At 29.3% G+C, this 18,624-nt stretch carries 18 protein-coding genes; 17 read left to right on the top strand and 1 reads right to left on the bottom strand.

The genetic code is table 11. The features are described 5' to 3' along the window. Positions 1-4 precede the first annotated feature (4 nt). From OCU55_RS10670 to OCU55_RS10660, 3 genes are all read left to right on the top strand, one after another. Positions 5-718, top strand: coding sequence for an ABC transporter ATP-binding protein (locus OCU55_RS10670; RefSeq protein ID WP_280923795.1), 714 nt, complete (start codon positions 5-7; stop codon positions 716-718). Further along, positions 715-1,911: an ABC transporter permease gene (locus OCU55_RS10665; protein WP_261852303.1), complete on the top strand. Its 1,197-nt coding sequence runs from the start codon at positions 715-717 to the stop codon at positions 1,909-1,911. Before OCU55_RS10670 ends, OCU55_RS10665 begins: the two co-directional genes overlap by 4 nt. Before the next feature lie 382 nt (positions 1,912-2,293). After that, on the top strand, positions 2,294-2,581 hold the full coding sequence (locus OCU55_RS10660) for a putative quinol monooxygenase (RefSeq protein WP_261852302.1): 288 nt from the start codon (positions 2,294-2,296) through the stop codon (positions 2,579-2,581). A 54-nt stretch (positions 2,582-2,635) separates the two neighbouring features. Here the strand turns inward: OCU55_RS10660 and OCU55_RS10655 are convergent, their stop codons facing one another. Continuing rightward, positions 2,636-3,079: a hypothetical protein gene (locus tag OCU55_RS10655; protein WP_261852301.1), complete on the bottom strand. Its 444-nt coding sequence runs from the start codon at positions 3,077-3,079 to the stop codon at positions 2,636-2,638. Positions 3,080-3,223: 144 nt separating this feature from the next. Between OCU55_RS10655 and OCU55_RS10650 the strand changes: the two genes are divergently transcribed. From OCU55_RS10650 to OCU55_RS10585, 14 genes are all read left to right on the top strand, one after another. After that, the gene (locus OCU55_RS10650; protein WP_261852300.1) at positions 3,224-3,931 is read left to right on the top strand and encodes a response regulator transcription factor; all 708 of its coding nucleotides are present in this window, start codon (positions 3,224-3,226) and stop codon (positions 3,929-3,931) included. Further along, positions 3,921-4,946 carry a sensor histidine kinase gene (locus OCU55_RS10645; protein WP_261852299.1) on the top strand — a complete coding sequence of 342 codons (1,026 nt, stop codon included), beginning with the start codon at positions 3,921-3,923 and terminating at the stop codon, positions 4,944-4,946. The genes OCU55_RS10650 and OCU55_RS10645 overlap by 11 nt, the downstream gene beginning before the upstream one ends. Positions 4,947-5,019: 73 nt before the next feature. After that, positions 5,020-5,784 carry an ABC transporter ATP-binding protein gene (locus tag OCU55_RS10640; protein ID WP_261852298.1) on the top strand — a complete coding sequence of 255 codons (765 nt, stop codon included), beginning with the start codon at positions 5,020-5,022 and terminating at the stop codon, positions 5,782-5,784. Continuing rightward, a complete protein-coding gene (locus OCU55_RS10635; protein WP_261852297.1) occupies positions 5,774-7,693 on the top strand; it encodes an FtsX-like permease family protein in 1,920 nt (639 codons plus the stop codon). Before OCU55_RS10640 ends, OCU55_RS10635 begins: the two co-directional genes overlap by 11 nt. 190 nt (positions 7,694-7,883) lie before the next feature. Beyond that, complete coding sequence (locus tag OCU55_RS10630; RefSeq protein WP_261852296.1) at positions 7,884-8,402, top strand: GNAT family N-acetyltransferase; 519 nt, start codon at positions 7,884-7,886, stop codon at positions 8,400-8,402. A gap of 529 nt (positions 8,403-8,931) precedes the next feature. After that, positions 8,932-9,444, top strand: coding sequence for an RNA polymerase sigma factor (locus OCU55_RS10625; protein ID WP_261852295.1), 513 nt, complete (start codon positions 8,932-8,934; stop codon positions 9,442-9,444). Continuing rightward, positions 9,434-10,600, top strand: a complete 1,167-nt coding sequence (locus OCU55_RS10620) for an anti sigma factor C-terminal domain-containing protein (RefSeq protein WP_261852294.1) — start codon at positions 9,434-9,436, stop codon at positions 10,598-10,600. The genes OCU55_RS10625 and OCU55_RS10620 overlap by 11 nt, the downstream gene beginning before the upstream one ends. A gap of 367 nt (positions 10,601-10,967) precedes the next feature. Continuing rightward, entirely contained in the window at positions 10,968-11,927 is a 960-nt protein-coding gene (locus OCU55_RS10615) for an acetylxylan esterase (RefSeq protein ID WP_261852293.1), read from the top strand. Positions 11,928-12,285: 358 nt separating this feature from the next. After that, entirely contained in the window at positions 12,286-12,603 is a 318-nt protein-coding gene (locus OCU55_RS10610) for an immunity 53 family protein (RefSeq protein WP_261852292.1), read from the top strand. A 129-nt stretch (positions 12,604-12,732) separates the two neighbouring features. Beyond that, positions 12,733-13,452: an SGNH/GDSL hydrolase family protein gene (locus OCU55_RS10605; protein WP_261852291.1), complete on the top strand. Its 720-nt coding sequence runs from the start codon at positions 12,733-12,735 to the stop codon at positions 13,450-13,452. 231 nt (positions 13,453-13,683) lie between these two features. Then, positions 13,684-13,968: a DUF3846 domain-containing protein gene (locus tag OCU55_RS10600; protein WP_261852290.1), complete on the top strand. Its 285-nt coding sequence runs from the start codon at positions 13,684-13,686 to the stop codon at positions 13,966-13,968. A 456-nt stretch (positions 13,969-14,424) separates the two neighbouring features. Beyond that, the gene (locus OCU55_RS10595; RefSeq protein WP_261852289.1) at positions 14,425-14,877 is read left to right on the top strand and encodes a MarR family winged helix-turn-helix transcriptional regulator; all 453 of its coding nucleotides are present in this window, start codon (positions 14,425-14,427) and stop codon (positions 14,875-14,877) included. Then, complete coding sequence (locus tag OCU55_RS10590; protein ID WP_261852288.1) at positions 14,877-16,607, top strand: ABC transporter ATP-binding protein; 1,731 nt, start codon at positions 14,877-14,879, stop codon at positions 16,605-16,607. The genes OCU55_RS10595 and OCU55_RS10590 overlap by 1 nt, the downstream gene beginning before the upstream one ends. After that, on the top strand, positions 16,600-18,426 hold the full coding sequence (locus tag OCU55_RS10585; protein WP_261852287.1) for an ABC transporter ATP-binding protein: 1,827 nt from the start codon (positions 16,600-16,602) through the stop codon (positions 18,424-18,426). Before OCU55_RS10590 ends, OCU55_RS10585 begins: the two co-directional genes overlap by 8 nt. Positions 18,427-18,624: the final 198 nt, after the last annotated feature.

The following is an 18,624-nucleotide window of genomic DNA, read 5'->3' as shown; positions in this document are numbered from 1 at the left end:
ATTTATGGAAGAGAACTTAAATAAAGAGATAATAAAAATGTCCGGGATTGAAAAGGTATATAAAATGGGCAGTAATACCTTCAAAGCTCTAAGTAATGTAAATTTGACTATTTCAAAGGGAGAATATGTAGCTATAGTAGGACCATCTGGTGCGGGAAAGTCTACTCTTATGAATTTAATAGGATGTTTAGACCAACCTACCTCTGGAGAATACATTTTAGATGGGCTAGATACAAAATGTAATGATAATAAGCTGGCAGAAATAAGAAATAAGAAAATCGGCTTTATTTTTCAAAATTATAATCTTCTTCCTAAGTTAAATATATATGAAAATGTTGAATTGCCGCTATTATATCTAGGATATCCTAACGGGAAAACTAAAGAAAAGGTAAGAGAAGCCATTGAGAAGGTTGGTCTTACAAGTCATTTAAAACATAAACCATCTGAGCTTTCAGGAGGACAAATGCAAAGAGTTGCAATTGCAAGAGCATTAGTTACAGAACCACAAATGATTCTTGCGGATGAACCAACTGGAGCTCTTGATAGTAAAACCGGAAAAGAAGTGCTTAAGATGTTAACAGACCTTAATAATGAAGGCAATACAATTGTAATGATTACTCATGATATGGATATTGCAGCGCATGCTAAGAGAATTATAACTGTTAGAGATGGAATGATAACCTCTGATACGCTCAATGATAGTGAGGTGAGAGCATGAAACTAACAAAGCTTATAAAAATTGCTTTGACTTCAGTTTGGCAAAATAAGATTAGATCCTTTCTTACAATGCTGGGGATAATAATAGGTATCTCTTCAGTTATTATACTGGTAGGAATGGGACAAGGAACTCAAAAGCAAGTAAGTGATCAGATAGAAAAACTAGGAACTAATCTTATAACTGTAAGTATAACTGGTAATAGAACACCTACAATCACCACTGAAGAGTTAGCTGATCTTAAAACAAAGCCTGGAGTTAAAGAAATTGCACCTCAAATAACAAGTAGTGTAAATGTAAAAAATGGAGATGTTTCAAGTACAACTACTTTAGAAGGATCAACTCCAAATTATACTGAGATAAGAAAGCTTTCAATTAGTGCTGGTAGATTTATAGAACAAAGGGATATTGATAATAGATACAATGTTCTTGTAATAGGAAGTGAAACTGCTCAGACTTTATTCAGCACTACAAATGTTGTTGGTAAAACAATGTATGTAAATGGTATTGAATTTACAATAGTAGGATTGCTACAATCTGAAGGAACTTCAGCAGCAGGTTCAAGTGATGATAGAATAATAGTTCCATTAACAACTGGTGAAAGACTATTAAAGAGTGCAAACCCAAAGACTTTCTATATAGAAGCAGAAAGTAAGGAAAAGGTTGACACAGCTATGGCATATTTGCAGCTGTTCTTAAATAAAAAATATAAATTAAATAGCTCAACAAGCAACAGTAATACTACAAGAAATTACTACAGAATCATGAACCAAACAAGTATATTAGATACTGCAAACTCAACAAATAAGAGCTTAACTACAATGCTTGCAGGAATAGCAGCAATATCTCTTGTAGTTGGTGGTATTGGTATCATGAACATAATGCTTGTATCAGTAATTGAAAGAACTAGAGAAATTGGTACTAGAAAAGCTATTGGAGCAAAAAGAAGGACAATACTTCTACAATTCCTTATCGAAGCAGCAAGTGTAAGTGGATTCGGTGGAATACTAGGGGTACTTGTAGGATATTTAGGTGGTTATGTTGCGGAAAAATTCTTCTCAACTACAGTGTTGATTTCTAATAATATTGTAATAGCTGCATTTGTATTTTCATTAGCAGTAGGTATAATATTCGGAATTTACCCAGCAAGTAAAGCATCTAAGTTAAATCCAATTGAAGCTTTAAGATTTGAATAATAATATAAATAGCAGTTGCGAAATGCATAAAAGCTCTTTATAAAAACAAAGGCCGTGTATCATAAGGAAAACAAAAATCCTTATATGCATGGCCTTTATTCATGCAAGTTTATAAATATACGTTTTGTAAAAGCCTCTTTTTATCTTTAGGCTATGTTAAAGCACAATATTGAAATTAAGCGATAAGTCATCTGATGCCTTAATTATATTTGTTCGTGCATATAGCATCTCATATATAACCACTTAATTTCAATAATACTCTTAAACATGGACTATCTTTAAAATAGATTTGAATTGTGTTACTATTATATAGTAAGTAAGAATTATATATTTAATAATAGGATTATTTCAAATTTGTATTTGAGGAAAGAAGGCAATTATAATGATAAAAGTTGTAGCAAAACACTACGTATTTTCAGACAAGGTTGAAGAAGTAATAGAGTTATCTAAAGAATTAGTAGCAGCCACAGTAAAAGAAGAGGGTTGCATAAGCTATGGTATGTATCAAGATGTAAAGGATAGTACAATACTTACAATGCTTGAAGAATGGGAAAGTGTAGAGGCTTTGAAGAAACATAGTGAATCAGACCATTTCAAAGCTATAGTACCTAAAATGGCTAAGTTTATGGAAAAGCCAACTGAGATGAATGTTTATAATAAGGTAATTTAATAGAAATGAATTCTATATAAGAAGAAAACAACCTAAAGTTATGCTTGCATAATTTTAGGTTGTTTTAATATACTTTGATAATATCTCTGATAAGTTTTTGTTGCGTATAGAAAATAAATTCCCCTTATAACCTAGCTGGAAGATGTCACCTCCGCAATACTCAAAATAACGTTTGGAGCTATTATTGTACGTTATTTCTATAGAAATACTATCATCAAGCATCCCTTGCCAATTGCTTTTATAAAAATTAGAGTTAGATAAAGTCAGTATAAAATTATCTTTATCTTTTCCAATAAACTCTATTTCCATCCCATTAAGACCACCAGTATAAAAGCTGATCTTCGAAATGTCATCACTTCTAAATTCTTTCTTTTTCTGAGTCCATTGAATTCTAGCTACAGCATTATGGGCTAAATCTGAATTCCATAGTATGACTGCTAAAATAGAAAAAAGAAACAATAGTATAATAAATTTGGATGTAATTCTTTTGTGTTTCATAAAGATTCTCCGTTATTTTTTAGTAAATGCAATTATTATAAAAATTAACTAATTTATACAAAAAACAGCTATTATGGTATCATATTCATTATAATATAAAAACTTTGGGATTTATATGAATTTATGATTTATGTGAGGTAATAGATGTATAAGTTAATGATTATAGAAGATGATATTATGCTTTGTTCAATGATAAAAGAGCATTTGGAGAGGTATGGATACAGTATTTATATTGTAGAAAATTTTAATGATATGGAAAATGAGATTTTTAGGGCTAAGCCAGATCTCTTAATATTAGATATAAACCTACCATACTACGATGGTTTTTATATTTGTAAAGCTGTAAGAAAAAATTCAAGTATTCCTATAATAATAACTTCAGCGAGAAGTGAAACAATGGATCAAGTGCTAGCGATTGAACTAGGTGCGGATGATTATGTGACTAAACCTATAAATTTAGATATATTCATGGTAAAGATGAAGGCTGTACTAAGAAGAACTTACGGAGAGTATTCTTCAGCAAATAGTAACAACTCCGTTGGATATTTGAACTTGGATGCAGGCAATTTTCAGTTAAGTTATAAAGATAAATTAGTGGCCCTTACCAAAAATGAATATAAATTGATAAAGTTACTTATAGATAATAAAGATAGAATAACAACTAGAGAAGAAATTTTTGAAGCCTTATGGGATACTGAAAGTTTTGTAGATGAAAATACTCTTACGGTAAACATGACTAGATTAAAAAACAAATTATCTGAAGCTGGAATAAATAATATAATCAAGACTAAGAGAGGCGTTGGTTATATTTTTGATTATTCAGTGTTAAAGGGTGAAGAAAATGAACAATGAATTAGTAAAAAAGTTTATTGAGGATAAGCTTGTTATATTAATTATGTATTCATTGAATATAGTTGCCTTAATTATATTTTTCAATCTTAGTGGACCTAAGAAAATAGAGATATTTTATCCAATTACTATAAGTTTATTTTTCTTAATAATGCTGATTTCTATAGAATTTTTTAGATATTATAACTTTAATTTAAGCCTAAGAGAAATTAAGTTAGATAGTCAGAATAGAATTGCTTCATTTACTAATGAGCAAAAGGAAGTAGAACTTACAATAAAAAGTATAAATAGTAAGTTTATGAATGAATTAAATAGAATGAAGAATGACTATGAAAAAAGAAATCATTTTTTTACCCAGTGGATTCATAAATTGAAGACACCTATATCTGTAATTGATCTTATTATTCAGAAGTGTTTAAAGGAGACAAGCTTTGATAGTACAGCCTTTAGTGATATAAAGTTGGAGAATGAAAGCCTATATAACAGCGTAGAGCAGTTATTGACTTTGTTAAGGTTAGATAAGTTCGAAGGTGATTATGAAGTGAAGGTGACAAATATTGTAGAAGTCTTAAAAAAATCAATAAATGAAAAGAAAAATCAATTTATATATAATAAGGTTTTTCCGGTATTTAATTTTAATGAAAGAAATGAAGCAGTTGAATATGTTCTAACAGACTACAAGTGGAATGAAATTTTGCTATCTCAAATAATATCTAATGCGATTAAATATTCTGCAAGCACTTCAAATAGCAAAAACGTATATTTTTCTCTCTCTAAGATTGATAAAAATGTTGTCTTAACAATAAAAGATCAGGGAATAGGTATAGAAACTTATGATTTGAAAAGAGTGTTTGAACCATTCTTTACAGGAGAAAATGGTAGAAAGTATAGAAATTCTAGTGGTATTGGTCTTTATATATGTAAAGAAATATCAGAGAAACTAGGACATGACATTAAGATTTATTCAAAGCCAGGTGAAGGAACAGAAGTAAGAATTACTTACCTTTCAAAAATGTAAGGTTATTTTAAGCTTTGTCAATTTGTTTGAAGTCTAAGATAATTTATTATTTTCTTATGGAAGGAGTGATTATATGTGTATCTTAGAGGCAAAAGATATTTGTAAGATATATGGAGGAGAAAAAGGATACAGTTCAACTAGAGCATTAAATAACCTGAATTTTAAAATTGAGGAAGGTGAGTTTGTCGGTATCATGGGGCCATCTGGCAGTGGTAAGACAACTTTGCTAAATATCTTGAGTGGAGTAGATAAAGCTAACACTGGATACGTAAAGATAGAAGGTAAAAAAATCAATGACATGAAGAAGGATGAGTTAGCAGTTTTTAGAAGGAGAAAATTAGGTTTTGTATTTCAAAACTTCAATTTATTAGATAGCCTAAGTGTAAAGGAAAATATAATGCTACCTATGATATTAGATAAATGCAGTGGAAGTCAAATGGAGAAAAAAACAAATGAAATTATGAAGCTGTTTGATATCCATAGTTTAGCTAATAAATATCCTTATAATATATCTGGAGGACAACAGCAAAGGGTGGCAGTAGGGAGAGCAATAATTAATAATCCGACTATTGTGTTTGGAGATGAGCCTACAGGTAATTTGGACTCAAAATCCTCTAAGGTTATAATGGAATGTTTTGAAAAGATGAATAAAGAGCTTAGAAACACCATCTTGCTGGTTACTCATGATGTAAACGCGGCAAGTTATTGCAATAGAATTGTTTTTTTAAAGGATGGAAGTATAACTTATGAAGCTATCAAGAAAGGAACTAGAAAAGAGTTCTTTAATGAGATAATGAATTATGTAGCTGTTTTGGGAGGTGACAGCAGTGACTTTTAAAGATATAGCAATAAAAAACTTTAAAGGAACTATGAAAAATTATCTCTCATTTTTTTTGTGCAATAGTTTTTCTATAATGTTACTTTTTATTTATTCTTCAGTGTTGTTTAATAAGGATATAGGTAGTTCGCCAAAGCTTATAGAAGGAATATCAAAGATAATGGTTGTTCCAAATGTTGTGCTGATATTATTCTCTATATTTTTTATCAACTATGCTTATTCAATTTTTATAAAAAGTAGAAAAAGAGAATTTGGCTTACTTATGAATTTAGGAATGTCCATTAGTGATATAAGGAGAATAATAATTATTGAGAATAGCATAATTGCTATAACTTCTATGCTTATGGGATTAATATCTGGAATAGTTTTTGCTAGATTGTTCTTTATAATAATTTGTTGGATTCTTGGGGTTGAAGATTTAAGTTTCCAATTAGGTTGGAAGGTATATGCTTTTACTTTGGCTATCTTTGTGGTAGTTTATTTTCTCTCAGTTATTATGACTATCATAACAACGGGTAGGTTTAGCATAATGAACTTAATTAAGGCTCCTAAGCTTAGTGAAAAAAATAAAATTAGCAATCCTTTTTTAGGTGCATTTGGTGTAATAACAATTGCAGGAGCTTTAACTATACTTTTGTTGTATTTTGATGGTACAGGAGATTTACTACTTAAATGTACTGTGGCTATTATATTAGGAACATATATTTTTATAAATCAACTTTCTAACTTCTTAGTTTATTTACTGAGTAGAACAAAAGAAAAATACCATAAGAATATTTTACTTATAACTAACATAAAGTATAAATTTGGACAAACTAAGAAGATTATTTTTATAATAACTTTAATTGTTATAGTAACAGTGTTTATAAACGGCTTTTACTTAAATCTTGTAATATCCTCTGAAAGATCAGCAACAAAAAATAATCCATTTCACATATCTTTTATACGTGAACCAGATAAGAATGATATTACTATACAAGAAGCAGATAAACTGGTAAAGAATAGTAGTAATGTTGTAAGTAAACATGAGAAGGTAAATTTTATAGAAACTAAGCTTGATAAAGTGATAATTATATCAGAGGCTGAGTTTAAAAAGATATTCAAACAAGATTTCAAAATTAGTGAAGGAAAGTATATAAGGCTTTATCAAATAAACGATTTACCACAGAAGGAAAAAATACAAAGATGTAAGGATGAAAAAAATATTAGCCATGGAAAGCTTATTGAAGCTTTTATTGTTCAAGATACTATTTTTAAGGTGTTTTTCAATGCTCCTGGTTATATATTAAATAATTGTGTGATTATAAATAATAATGACTATCTTAGATTAAAAACTTCAAGTGGAGTAAATAAGGGAACTGTTGAACTTTATAATTTTGAAGATTGGAGAGGTACGCAAGAACTTGTTAATAACCTACAAAAAACTTTTAAAGAAAAGAATGAAAATTTTAAAAGTAAGTATGAAGAAAAATATTACCTAGAAGTATCCTCAACAGTAGGAGCTTATAATGAAAATAATCAAGGTGCAAAGATACTGTTTTACTTACTAAGTTTCTTAGGAATATTCTTCTTGTTATGTATATCTATAATATTATACATTAAGGTTTTCTCAGATTCCGATAGTGATGAGGAACAATATAAGAATCTCTTTAATATAGGAATAACTGAAAAAGAATTCCTTAAGTTAAAGTGTAACGAACTAAAGGTAATATTTGCAGCGGCACCAGTTATAGCTGTTCCTATAGCTATAACCTATTCACTTGCTTTCTTTAAAGGTTCCAGCTCCTCAGATATCCTTCAGATTATTTTATGTGATGCTTTAATAAGTTTTATATTTATCTTATTAGAAGTTTTATATTATATTCTATGCAAGAGAAACTATAAGAGAAAATTAGCTTTATGGATCTAATAAATGGTAATTACTAAGGGAAGTCATTATGAAGTGACTTCTCTTAACCTATTTGACATATATGCATTTTATTTCATATTTATTTGCTAAAGTTGTGTGTACAATTACAATAAGTTTGTTAATATGCTATGATTTATATTAAGTTAATAAATATTGCTATTTATGTAAATCAATATTGAGGAGGATATATATGAAAGATGTATGTTTAGTATTACCTAGCAAAGATTATGAAAAGAGCTTCCAAGAGTATGCGATTTCTTATAAAAATGCAGAGAACAATTACTATTTTGAGAAATATATGAAAGCAATAGAGAATTTTCATGAGTATTTAGAAGAATTATATAAGCTGTCTGAAGGTATTGATGTACCGGAGGATTCAGTGAGAACAACAAATTATTGGTTAGTGGATAACAATAATGTTGTTGGAGTAGTTAGAGTGAGACACGAAGAAATAGAGGGAGCAGGACATATAGGATATGATATATCCCCTCGTTATAGAAACAAAGGTTATGGTACAGAAATATTAAGACAAGCTATATCTAAAGCTAAAGAAATTGGAATAGAGGAACCTATTGTTACTTGCAACATATATAATTTAGCTTCTAAAAGGATTATAGAGAAGAATAATGGGCTATTGCTTGGTGTAATCTTTGATGAAGAAGAAAATGAAGAGTTATATGAATATAAGATTTTAGCAAGTAATGAATAGTAAACTTTGGACTACAAGTGTAGCAAGTTGTGTTAAAGAAACAAGTATATAATAAGTTTTTTTATTCGTTAGAGAAATACATAAGATAAAAATGTATCAGTTTGAACCGAAAACTATTTTCCAAAAAAACTCTGGGGTATATGAGGAGAATTTGAAAATATAAATCTTATTATGAAGTTGCACATCCATAAAACGAGTAGAATATTTTAACACCGTATTATCCTTATAAGGGTAATAGGGTGTCTTTTATTTATACAACATTTATATGGAAGAGCTCTAGTGATATTGAAAATGTAAAAATAATAGTTATGTTTAAGGCTATTGTTGAAATTAAGTGATTATACAGAAGATGCCTTAACAGCACCAAAATAAAAACTAGCCTGTCTTACGAAATTAAAAAATGCTATAATTTTTTTGCCAGTAACTGCTAACATTTTGAATTATATAACGTTATTTATATGTAGACTCAAAAAACTAATATGCATGCAGTTTAGTAGGAAGTATTTTCAAAATTAGCTAGGAGAAAGTGATGTACAATGAAGAACTCAACAAAGTTTTAAAAGAAAAGTTTCTTATATTATATAAATATTTAATAAAGAATGGATGTAACCATCATGATGCTGAAGATATTGTCCAAAATTGCTTTATAAAGCTAATAAATAATTTAGCTGGAATTGATATTAAAAAAGTAGATGCATGGTTATTTAGAGTGGCACTAAATGAATTTTATGATTTGTGTAGGAAAAGCGCAAAATATCCTTCAGTAAATATAGATGATATTACTTTTCTTAACAATTTAGCTAGTGAAGAATATTGCGAAGCTATAATTATTAATAGTTTGATTAGTGGACAAATATCAGTTGTAATGGATAACTTAAAACCAGTGTTCAAAAGTTTGCTTTTACTTAAATATGATATGGGTTTAAGTTATAAGGAAATTGGAGCTTTGCTAGATATAAATGAGAATCTTGTGAAAAATTATTTATTTAGAGCCCGTAAGCAATTTATTAAAGTTTGGGAGGAAATGAATTATGAAAGATGATTTTGAGAATAAAATTGATGACTTGTTTGATGTTAATAATAAGAAAACTAGAAAGGTTATATTGAAAGCAAAACTAAAAACAATTGGGATCTTTGCTATTATTATTGCAGTTATTTCATCCATATTGTATGTGGTAGCAACTAGAATAGTAATAAAAAATATAGACGTAAAAGTTCAGACTACAATCAGTGAAATTGATTTGAAACTGTTAGATAAAAAGAGTAGTGAAGCAAAGGATGTAGAAAAAGAATATGAAATTATGCATCCTAATAAATATTTAGGGCAATTATCTTATAACAAAGGATTTCTTTCTGCAAATATAAAATATGAAACTTATAAAGTTATAGGACAAAATGTAATAGCAACTGAGCCAATTGAAAGAGAATTTAATTTAAAAGAAAACCTTATAACAGAGAAAGAACAAGAAGCACATGTTAATATTTTAGGAAAAGGAGTAAGTACAATAACTCCAGAAAGTCTTCATGATCAACTTAAGGATGTGGAGTTTTTCAACTCTCTGGGTCAAAGAAAAATGATGTTCTTCTATCCATTTAGTGATTATAAGGATTTGTATAGAAATGATCTGCAAAAGCTTGATGAGGTAGATAATAAAAAAATAGCTGAGGTAGCTTTATCCTTTGATAAGTATTATTCAATTGAAGAGATAGGTACAATGATTCCAAAAGGCGTAGATATTACCTGGTATTGGGTTGATACACTTTCTGATGAACAGAAGAACAATATATTGAAAAATGATGATGCTGATACAAAAAATATAAGAGAAGGTTATAATGGCACAAGAAAAGATGGATTATTTAGGCATATAGTTTCTGAGGATAGTGCTATTGGCATAAAAGCTATAGATTTAAATGGTTATAAGATTGATAAGCCTTTAGATAAGTTTATAGAAAGTTTATACAGGAATAATTATAGTAAAGGTGATTTGAATTCTATTAATAGTGACCAAGTAAATTATTTAAAAAAATCATTAAATATAGTACAGGAAGATGCTTCAAATGTAACTCTAAAGTATGATTCGAAAATTATAAAAACTGGAGGGATAGTAGTTACTGGGTCAGTGGAGCAACTTAAAATACTAAAAAATAATCCTCATATAAAAGCTAGTACCTTTGGAGTAATATCAGATAAATACTAAAATAATAAATGTTCTTTATAAAAATATGATGATTTAGTCAAAAATTCCTTTAAAAACTCTGCTTTAGGATGAGCAGAGTTTTTTTAAATGAGTTGCTTTTTAAGTAAGGGATGTTTTCTAATAATCTAAAAAAATATACCAAAATCTGAAGAATAGTGTATTTTAAAATTATTACTAAAGAGTATTATTAAAGAAGGATAGCTTTAAGTCTAAAACTGTTTTAAAAGCACTGCTGGCTCTTGAGTAGAGTCTTTTAAATTTACAGTCCGAAAACTATCAGATAACAGGATTTTCGAACAAGTTTAAATTAAATTTTTGAACAGGAACCCTATACATGGGATACTAAATTTAAAAGGAGGATGGACTTATGGGAAGTTATATAGATAGAGTTTCGAAGGAGTTATTTGAATACTTACCGCCTTTAACTAAGAAAGAAGATTTTGATGAGTTTTGGAAAGATACAATTAGTATTGCAAAGTCAGTGCCTATGAACATAGAAATGGAGTTATATGATTATCCTAGCCCATATGTGGAGGTATATTCAATATCTTATAATGGATTTGATGATACTAGAATTCATGGATGGTATATGATTCCAAGAATAGAGAAGGATAAGAATAAAAAATATCCATGCCTTATACACTATCATGGATTTACATGGAATAGAGGCAAGCCTGCGGATTTCATGCAGTGGATACTAATGGGGGTAGCTGTCATATCTATTGATTGCAGAGATCAAAGTGGCCTAACAGGAAATTTTGCAAAATACTCTAATGGATATACTACTAATTTGAATTGCAAAGGTATATTAAACAAAGAGGAATACTATTATAGAGCTGTTTATATGGATTGTTTGAAAGCTATAGATTTTGCATATGAACAAAAGGAAGTTGATAAGACTAAGATAATTATTGAGGGGGGAAGCCAAGGGGGAGCACTAGGAATGGCAGTATGTGCTTTAGATGAAAGACCATACCTAGCTATGGTTGATGTACCGAGCAATAGCAATATTGAAAAAAGAGTGGAAAATGCTTTTGGTTCTTTTGCTAGTGTAACTGAGTATTTAAAGTTATATCCAGATAAGGTAGATGAAGCATTAGATACTTTAAGTTATTTTGATACCATGAACATGGCGGATAAGATAAAAAGTAAAGTCTTGGCATCTGTAGGGCTTAAAGACACTACTTGCCCAGCTAAATTATATTTTGCAACCTATAATAGAATAACTAGTGAAAAACATATAGAGATATATCAGTTTAATGGACATGAAGGTGGCAGAGAGTTTCAGAATGAAATAAAACTGAGATTTTTAAGAGATAATTTATAAAAATGTGTATCAATTCCAGCATTATAAGGATCTTTAATAAAGTTTACACAAGTAATTAGAAATAAAATTCTAAAATGTTAAATTTATAATTTGGAATTTATAATTTGGAATTTATTAAAACGCTACGGAATTAATCTCGATAAAGTAAGAAAAAAATATAAGATACTGAGTGAAAGCATGTTGATTATTAATAATCAGCGTGCTTTTTTACTCATTGCATAATCCTTATATTTTGATTATTAACAAAATATATATACGTATAATTTAACGTAGTTTTATAAACTATGTGTTGACTATTTTGTATTACGTGATACAATATGTATATGAAATAAAGTTTATTAAGTAGAGGAGAGCCTTTATGATAAATATAGATATTCTTCAAGATTTATATAAAAAAAATAAGAAATGTGGAATTGGAACTGGAATTCAAATAGTTACAGCTGAAGATGGAAGTTGGAATGTATTTATAGATTTGTTTAATACAGAATATGAAGGTAAAATCTTTGATCCAGTAGATATACATAAAAGCTCAAATAACTGGGTACGATGTTTTAAAGAAAATCAAATATTTAAAGGTTTTGGTGGAGTTGAGAACTTAGAGGATATATTAGAAATATTTAATAAATGGCTTAGTAATAGAGAAACTCAAATTGCAAAACTTGCAGAACAGTGTTAAAGATGTACCGCTTCAAACTGAAAACTATTTTCAAAACTCTTCTGGTTTCTGAGAAGAGAATTTGAAAATATAAGTCTATTATGAAGTGGTACATCAATAGGATAATTTTAATTTTAAGAGGTGAATTGTATGGAATATAAAGAAAACTATAGTGTGGTTGTATATGGAGATTCTATAACTAGAGGAGTAGTATACGATTGTGATAAGTCAAAATATACAAATATAAAAGACTGTTTTGTAAACCTGGTTAGCAGTAGTATAAATGGTACTGTTTATAATGCTGGGAGGTTTGGAAATACAATAAAAAGAGGAATAAGTAAGATATATAGTGATGTGATAAAAAAGTCACCTGATATAGTCCTTATAGAATTTGGTGGAAATGATTGTGACTTTAATTGGAAGGATGTAGCTGAAAATCCTAATGTAGAACATGAGCCTAACACAGATATACCAACCTTTAAGAATATACTACTAAATATGATTGAAACAGTAAAGAGTTCAGGGGCAACACCGATCTTAATGACGTTACCACCACTAGATTCCGAAAGATATTTTAAATGGATTACTAGAGAAGATAAAAATTTTGAATGTAACATATTAAAATGGCTTGGAGATGAGGACATAATCTATAAATGGCATAGTCTTTATAATGATACCATAAAAGAAGTAGCAGAAAAGACTATGACTACTATAATTGATGTAAGATCTGAATTTCTTAAATATATAGATTATAGCAGATTTTTATGTATTGATGGAATACACCCAAATGAAGAAGGTCATAGCATAATAGCTCAAACTATTCTAAAGTTTGTAAGAGAAAAATATGGTTATATACTACAAGGTAATTAAATTAAATAAATTTGTTTTAAATAAAAAGTAGCTTAGATTACTTAATGGTAATTTAAGCTATTTTTGCTATAAAGGCAGATACTCAAAAACTTGGAATATATTAACTTTTTATTTTTAGATAATTTTTGATAATATTACATATGTTGGTTTTGAAGAAAGAATAAGCCAACACTGTTGATGGACTACTGTCCCTGTAGTACTAATAAATATTTATACCTAAGGGGGAGAGTAATGAAAGTTATTGTATGCGAAGTTAATAAAGAACCATATATTTATGAAATGGAGCAAATAGAAATACTGAATACTTTAATGGAGGGGTATATGAAAATGTTTTTCAATGAAGATTCCTTTGCTGCTATATGTAAAAGAGAAAGTATTTCTAATTTGGAACCTAATAATAGACTCAATATAAATAATGATTTTATTTTGGTTGGTCTTCAATACGGTAAAATAGTATCATTGTATGATGAACAGATTGATTATATCATCAATACAATTTTAAAAGATACGATTTGATGAGATTAATTTACTTACATGAGGTTTATAGTGAATTGAAATAAATGCGTTAATATCAGGAGACTATAGGGAGAAAGTATTAGTATAAGAACAATATTTTCAAAATTCAAAAAATGAATATCAGTAGTCCATTAACTTTTTAATTTATGAGATAATTTGTTGAGTTATGGATGTTTAGCTTCACAATGAAATTTATATTTTCAAATTCTTCATTCATACCACAGTAGAGTTTATAAAAAATTTAGATTGAAGTGGTACATCTTTAGCACTTAGCATTGATAAAGAGTAAGTTGTCATACATTTTTAAAGATAAACATTTTAAGACTAATTTATCAAAATAAAAATTCTTAGAGTGATAGTAATAGTTTCATAAACTCATAAATATGATAAAATATAATAGTTAGATATCTAACTATTAGAGGTCTAACTATTATATTTTTGTTTGGAGGAATACAGGTGAATAACTTAGAAAGAGACTTAGAGGCTATAAAGTTACATAAGTTGATTATAAAATTATCTAAGATACATCGAAGAAAAGCTCATGAAGCTTTTCAAAGTATTGGATTGACTGAAGGGCAGCCAAAGATATTGGATTATCTTTATGTTAATGATGGATGTATTCAAAGAGAGATTGCAAGTAGCTGTAATATAGAGCCTGCAACTGTAACTAGCCTTTTGGCTAATATGGAGAAGGTTGGGCTTATTCAAAGGACGCAAAATGCTAATGATAAAAGAATATTAAATGTTTTTTTAACTGAAGAAGGTAGGGCGAAGCAAAGGGAAGTAAAAAATGTATTTGAAAATCTAGATAAAATATGCGTTTCAGGGTTTTCAACACAAGATATATTGGATGCTGAGAGGATACTAATTCGGTTACATGATAATTTACTAAAAGGAGATAGGAAGTAATGAGAAAGCTTTTGAAGTTTTTAGAAGGAAAAGCAATCTTATGGGCAGTAATAGCACCAATTGCAATGCTACTAGAAGTAACTATGGATCTTACACAACCTAAACTAATGGCAGACATTATAGATATTGGTGTGGCTAATGGTAATCTTTCTTATGTTTTTAATGTTGGGGCAAAGATGTTATTAGTGGCTATAATTGGACTAATAGGTGGTAGTGCATGTTCAATTTTCGCATCAATGGCAGCTATGAGTATGGGGGAGAAGGTTAGACAGGGGCTCTTTGACAAAATACAAACTTTATCTTTTTTAGAAATCGACAAGTTTAAGAACTCTTCTCTTATTACAAGGTTAACTAATGATGTTACTCAGATTCAAAACATGATGCTAATGGCCTTAAGAATGATGGTTCGTGCGCCGCTTATGTGCTTTGGCGGTATCGTGATGTCAGTAGCACTTAGCATAAAGTTATCATATGTATTTTTAGGAGCTGTCCCAGTTTTGTTAGCTTCAGTAATAGTCATTGTTAAGAAGTCTTTTCCATTATTTTTAGAAGTTCAACAAAGTATTGATAATATAAATGTAGTAATGCGTGAAAATATATTAGGAGTTCGTGTAATTAAAGCTTTTAATATGGAGGGAAAACAGTGTCAAAGATTTGATGAGGTTAATGATGATTTAATGGACAAGAGTGTCAAAGCTCAGAATGTGAATATTATATTATGGCCTATAGTAACTTTTGTAATGAATGTTAGTATAATTTGCATTTTATGGTTTGGCGGAAATATGGTTTTTAAAAAATCAATTGAGATAGGAAAAATAATGGCTTTCATAAACTACCTTATTCAGATTATGAATTCTCTTATGATGGTAATAATGGGAGTATTAAGCTTTTCTAGAGCTACAGCTTCGGCTGAAAGAATAAATGAAGTATTAGAAACTAATTCTTCAATTAAAGAGAAAAACGACTCTAAAGAAATAAAGAACTTCGATATAGAATTTAAAAATGTATCTTTTAAATACAATAATAACAGTGAACATGTTCTTAGAAATGTAAGTTTTAAAGCTTTAGAAGGAGAAAAGGTAGGTATAATAGGAGCTACAGGCGCGGGTAAAAGTTCACTTGTAAGCCTTATCCCAAGACTATATGATGCTACTTCAGGGGAGGTGCTAATTGGTGGCATAAATGTAAAGGAATTGAGAATGAAGGATATAAGAGAAAAAATTGGTGTTGTACTTCAAGAAAGTATTCTTTTTTCAGGAACTATCGAAGATAATTTAAAGTTTGGTGCTGCGGAGTGTGATTTTAATATGTTAGAAAGTGCATCAAAGGATGCACAGGCATATGAGTTTATCACTACTAAAGAGGACGGATATAAAAGTATAGTAGAGCAAAGAGGTAAAAATTTATCTGGTGGGCAGAAACAAAGAATTTCTATAGCGAGAACACTTATGAAGAGCCCTAATATTTTAATAATGGATGATTCATCTAGTGCTTTAGATATGGAAACTGAAGCGAAGTTGCAAAAAGCATTAAAAAGAAGAATGGAAACAAGTACTGTGATAATCATAGCACAAAGAATTTCAGCAGTAATGGATTCAGATAAAATTCTTGTTCTTGATAATGGGGAAATAGCAGCTATCGGTACTCATAAAGAGCTTTTAAATATTAGCGAGATATATAGAAGTATTGCTATTTCACAACTTGGAGAGGAGGTAGTATTAAATGTCTAGTCATAAAGAATTATCAGTAGTTAGACCAGGTGGATCAGGTCATATGAACAGATTTAATAAGAAATCTGAAAAACTTAGAAACCCAAAAGGAACTATAAAAAGGATTTTAGCGTACTTAAGTGATAAGAAAACGATAATGGTGTTCATTTTTATACTTTGTATCATAACTACATTGATAACTATTACAGGAACAAGGCTTAATGGATATACGGTGGATAACTTTATAGAAAAAGGCGATATGCAGGGGCTTTTAAAGATCTGTATAATTCTGGGTTGTATATATATTATTGGAATAGCTTCAACTTATATTCAAAATCGAATTATGGTAATTATTGCACAAAAGACCTCTGCTGATATACGAAAAGACTTATTTAAAACTATGCAGAAGCTACCTCTAAAATATTTTGACTCCCATTCTAGTGGTGATTTGATGAGCAGACTTACCAATGATGTGGATAATATAAATACCACTCTCTCTCAGAATATAACACAGCTGTTTTCTGGAGTGATTAATATATTAGGAATGCTAATTGCAATGCTAGTTTTAAGCCCCATACTAACGTTGGTAGGCCTTTTAACTACACCTTTGATGTTTATTATGACAAAACTTGTAGTAAGCAAGACTCAGCCATTTTTTATAACTCAGCAAAAAGAATTAGGAAACCTAAATGGATATATCGAAGAGATGGTTTCGGGACAAAAAGCAATATTGCTATTTTCTAAAGAAGAACATGTAAAACAGGAATTTTCTAAAATAAATAAAAGACTTACTAAAAGTGCCATATTTGCTCAAGGGTTATCTGGAATTATGGGACCGATAAATAATTTTGTTAACAACTTAACATACTTAGTAGTAGCTGTAAGTGGTGGGTATCTTATGCTTCATGGAGCTTATATTACTGTAGGTATTGTGCTTACGTTCATCTTATATATGAGGAATTTCACAAGGCCTATAAATGAAATATTGAACATATTTAATAGTATTCAGTCGGCACTAGCAGGAGCTGAAAGAATATTTGAAGTAATGGATGAAAAGCCAGAACAGGACTTATACGATGCAAAGGAAGTAGAAAGAATAGAAGGAGAAGTAGATTTAAAAGATGTAAATTTTTCTTATAATGTGGAAAAACCTATACTTAAAGGTATTAATATAAAAGCTAAAAAAGGTGAAACGATAGCTATTGTAGGACCTACAGGTTCAGGTAAAACAACTATTATAAATTTGTTAAATAAGTTTTATGATATAGACAGTGGTGAAATAGCTATAGATCATATGAATATTAAAGATATAAAAAGAGAAAGTCTTAGAAAAACAATATCAATAGTACTCCAGGATACTTTTCTTTTTTCAGATACAGTAAGAGAGAATATAAGATACGGAAGAATAACTGCAATAGATAGTGAAGTTGAGAACGCAGCTAAGCTTGCAAATGCAGATTTGTTCATAAAACAATTACCTGAAGGTTATGATACTGTGCTATCAGATAATGGAAGTAATTTATCTCAGGGACAAAGGCAGCTACTTGCCATTGCAAGAGCAGTTCTTGCTAATTCATCTATTCTTATTTTAGATGAAGCAACGTCATCAATTGATACTCGTACTGAGGTTCATATACAAGAAGCCATGTTAAAGCTTATGGAGGGAAAGACAACTTTTGTAATCGCGCATAGACTAAGTACAATTAGAAATGCTGATAAGATAGTTGTTGTAAAAGATGGAGAAATCATTGAAAATGGTCATCATGAAGAACTTATAAATAATAAAGGTTTTTATTATAATCTTTACAACAGTCAGTTTAATACAGGGATGAGTATATAGATACTTTCGTAGAACCTATTTTGTTTCAAAATATAGATAAGAATTATTTGAAGTAATTACAAAAAAATGCTCAAAATTCGTGCAGAATTATAGATGAGATTGAGCTCGCTTTGTTAGTGTTATACAATTTAATTAAACTAAATTATTGAAAGTATCATAAGTAATGTAATTTTACTTATAGTACTTTTTCTTTTTTAG

Source organism: Clostridium folliculivorans, from assembly GCF_024341905.1.
Classification (GTDB): Bacteria; Bacillota; Clostridia; order Clostridiales; family Clostridiaceae; genus Clostridium_AR; species Clostridium_AR folliculivorans.
Note: the sequence above shows the minus strand (reverse complement) of the source record. Positions and strands in the feature narration are given on the sequence as shown.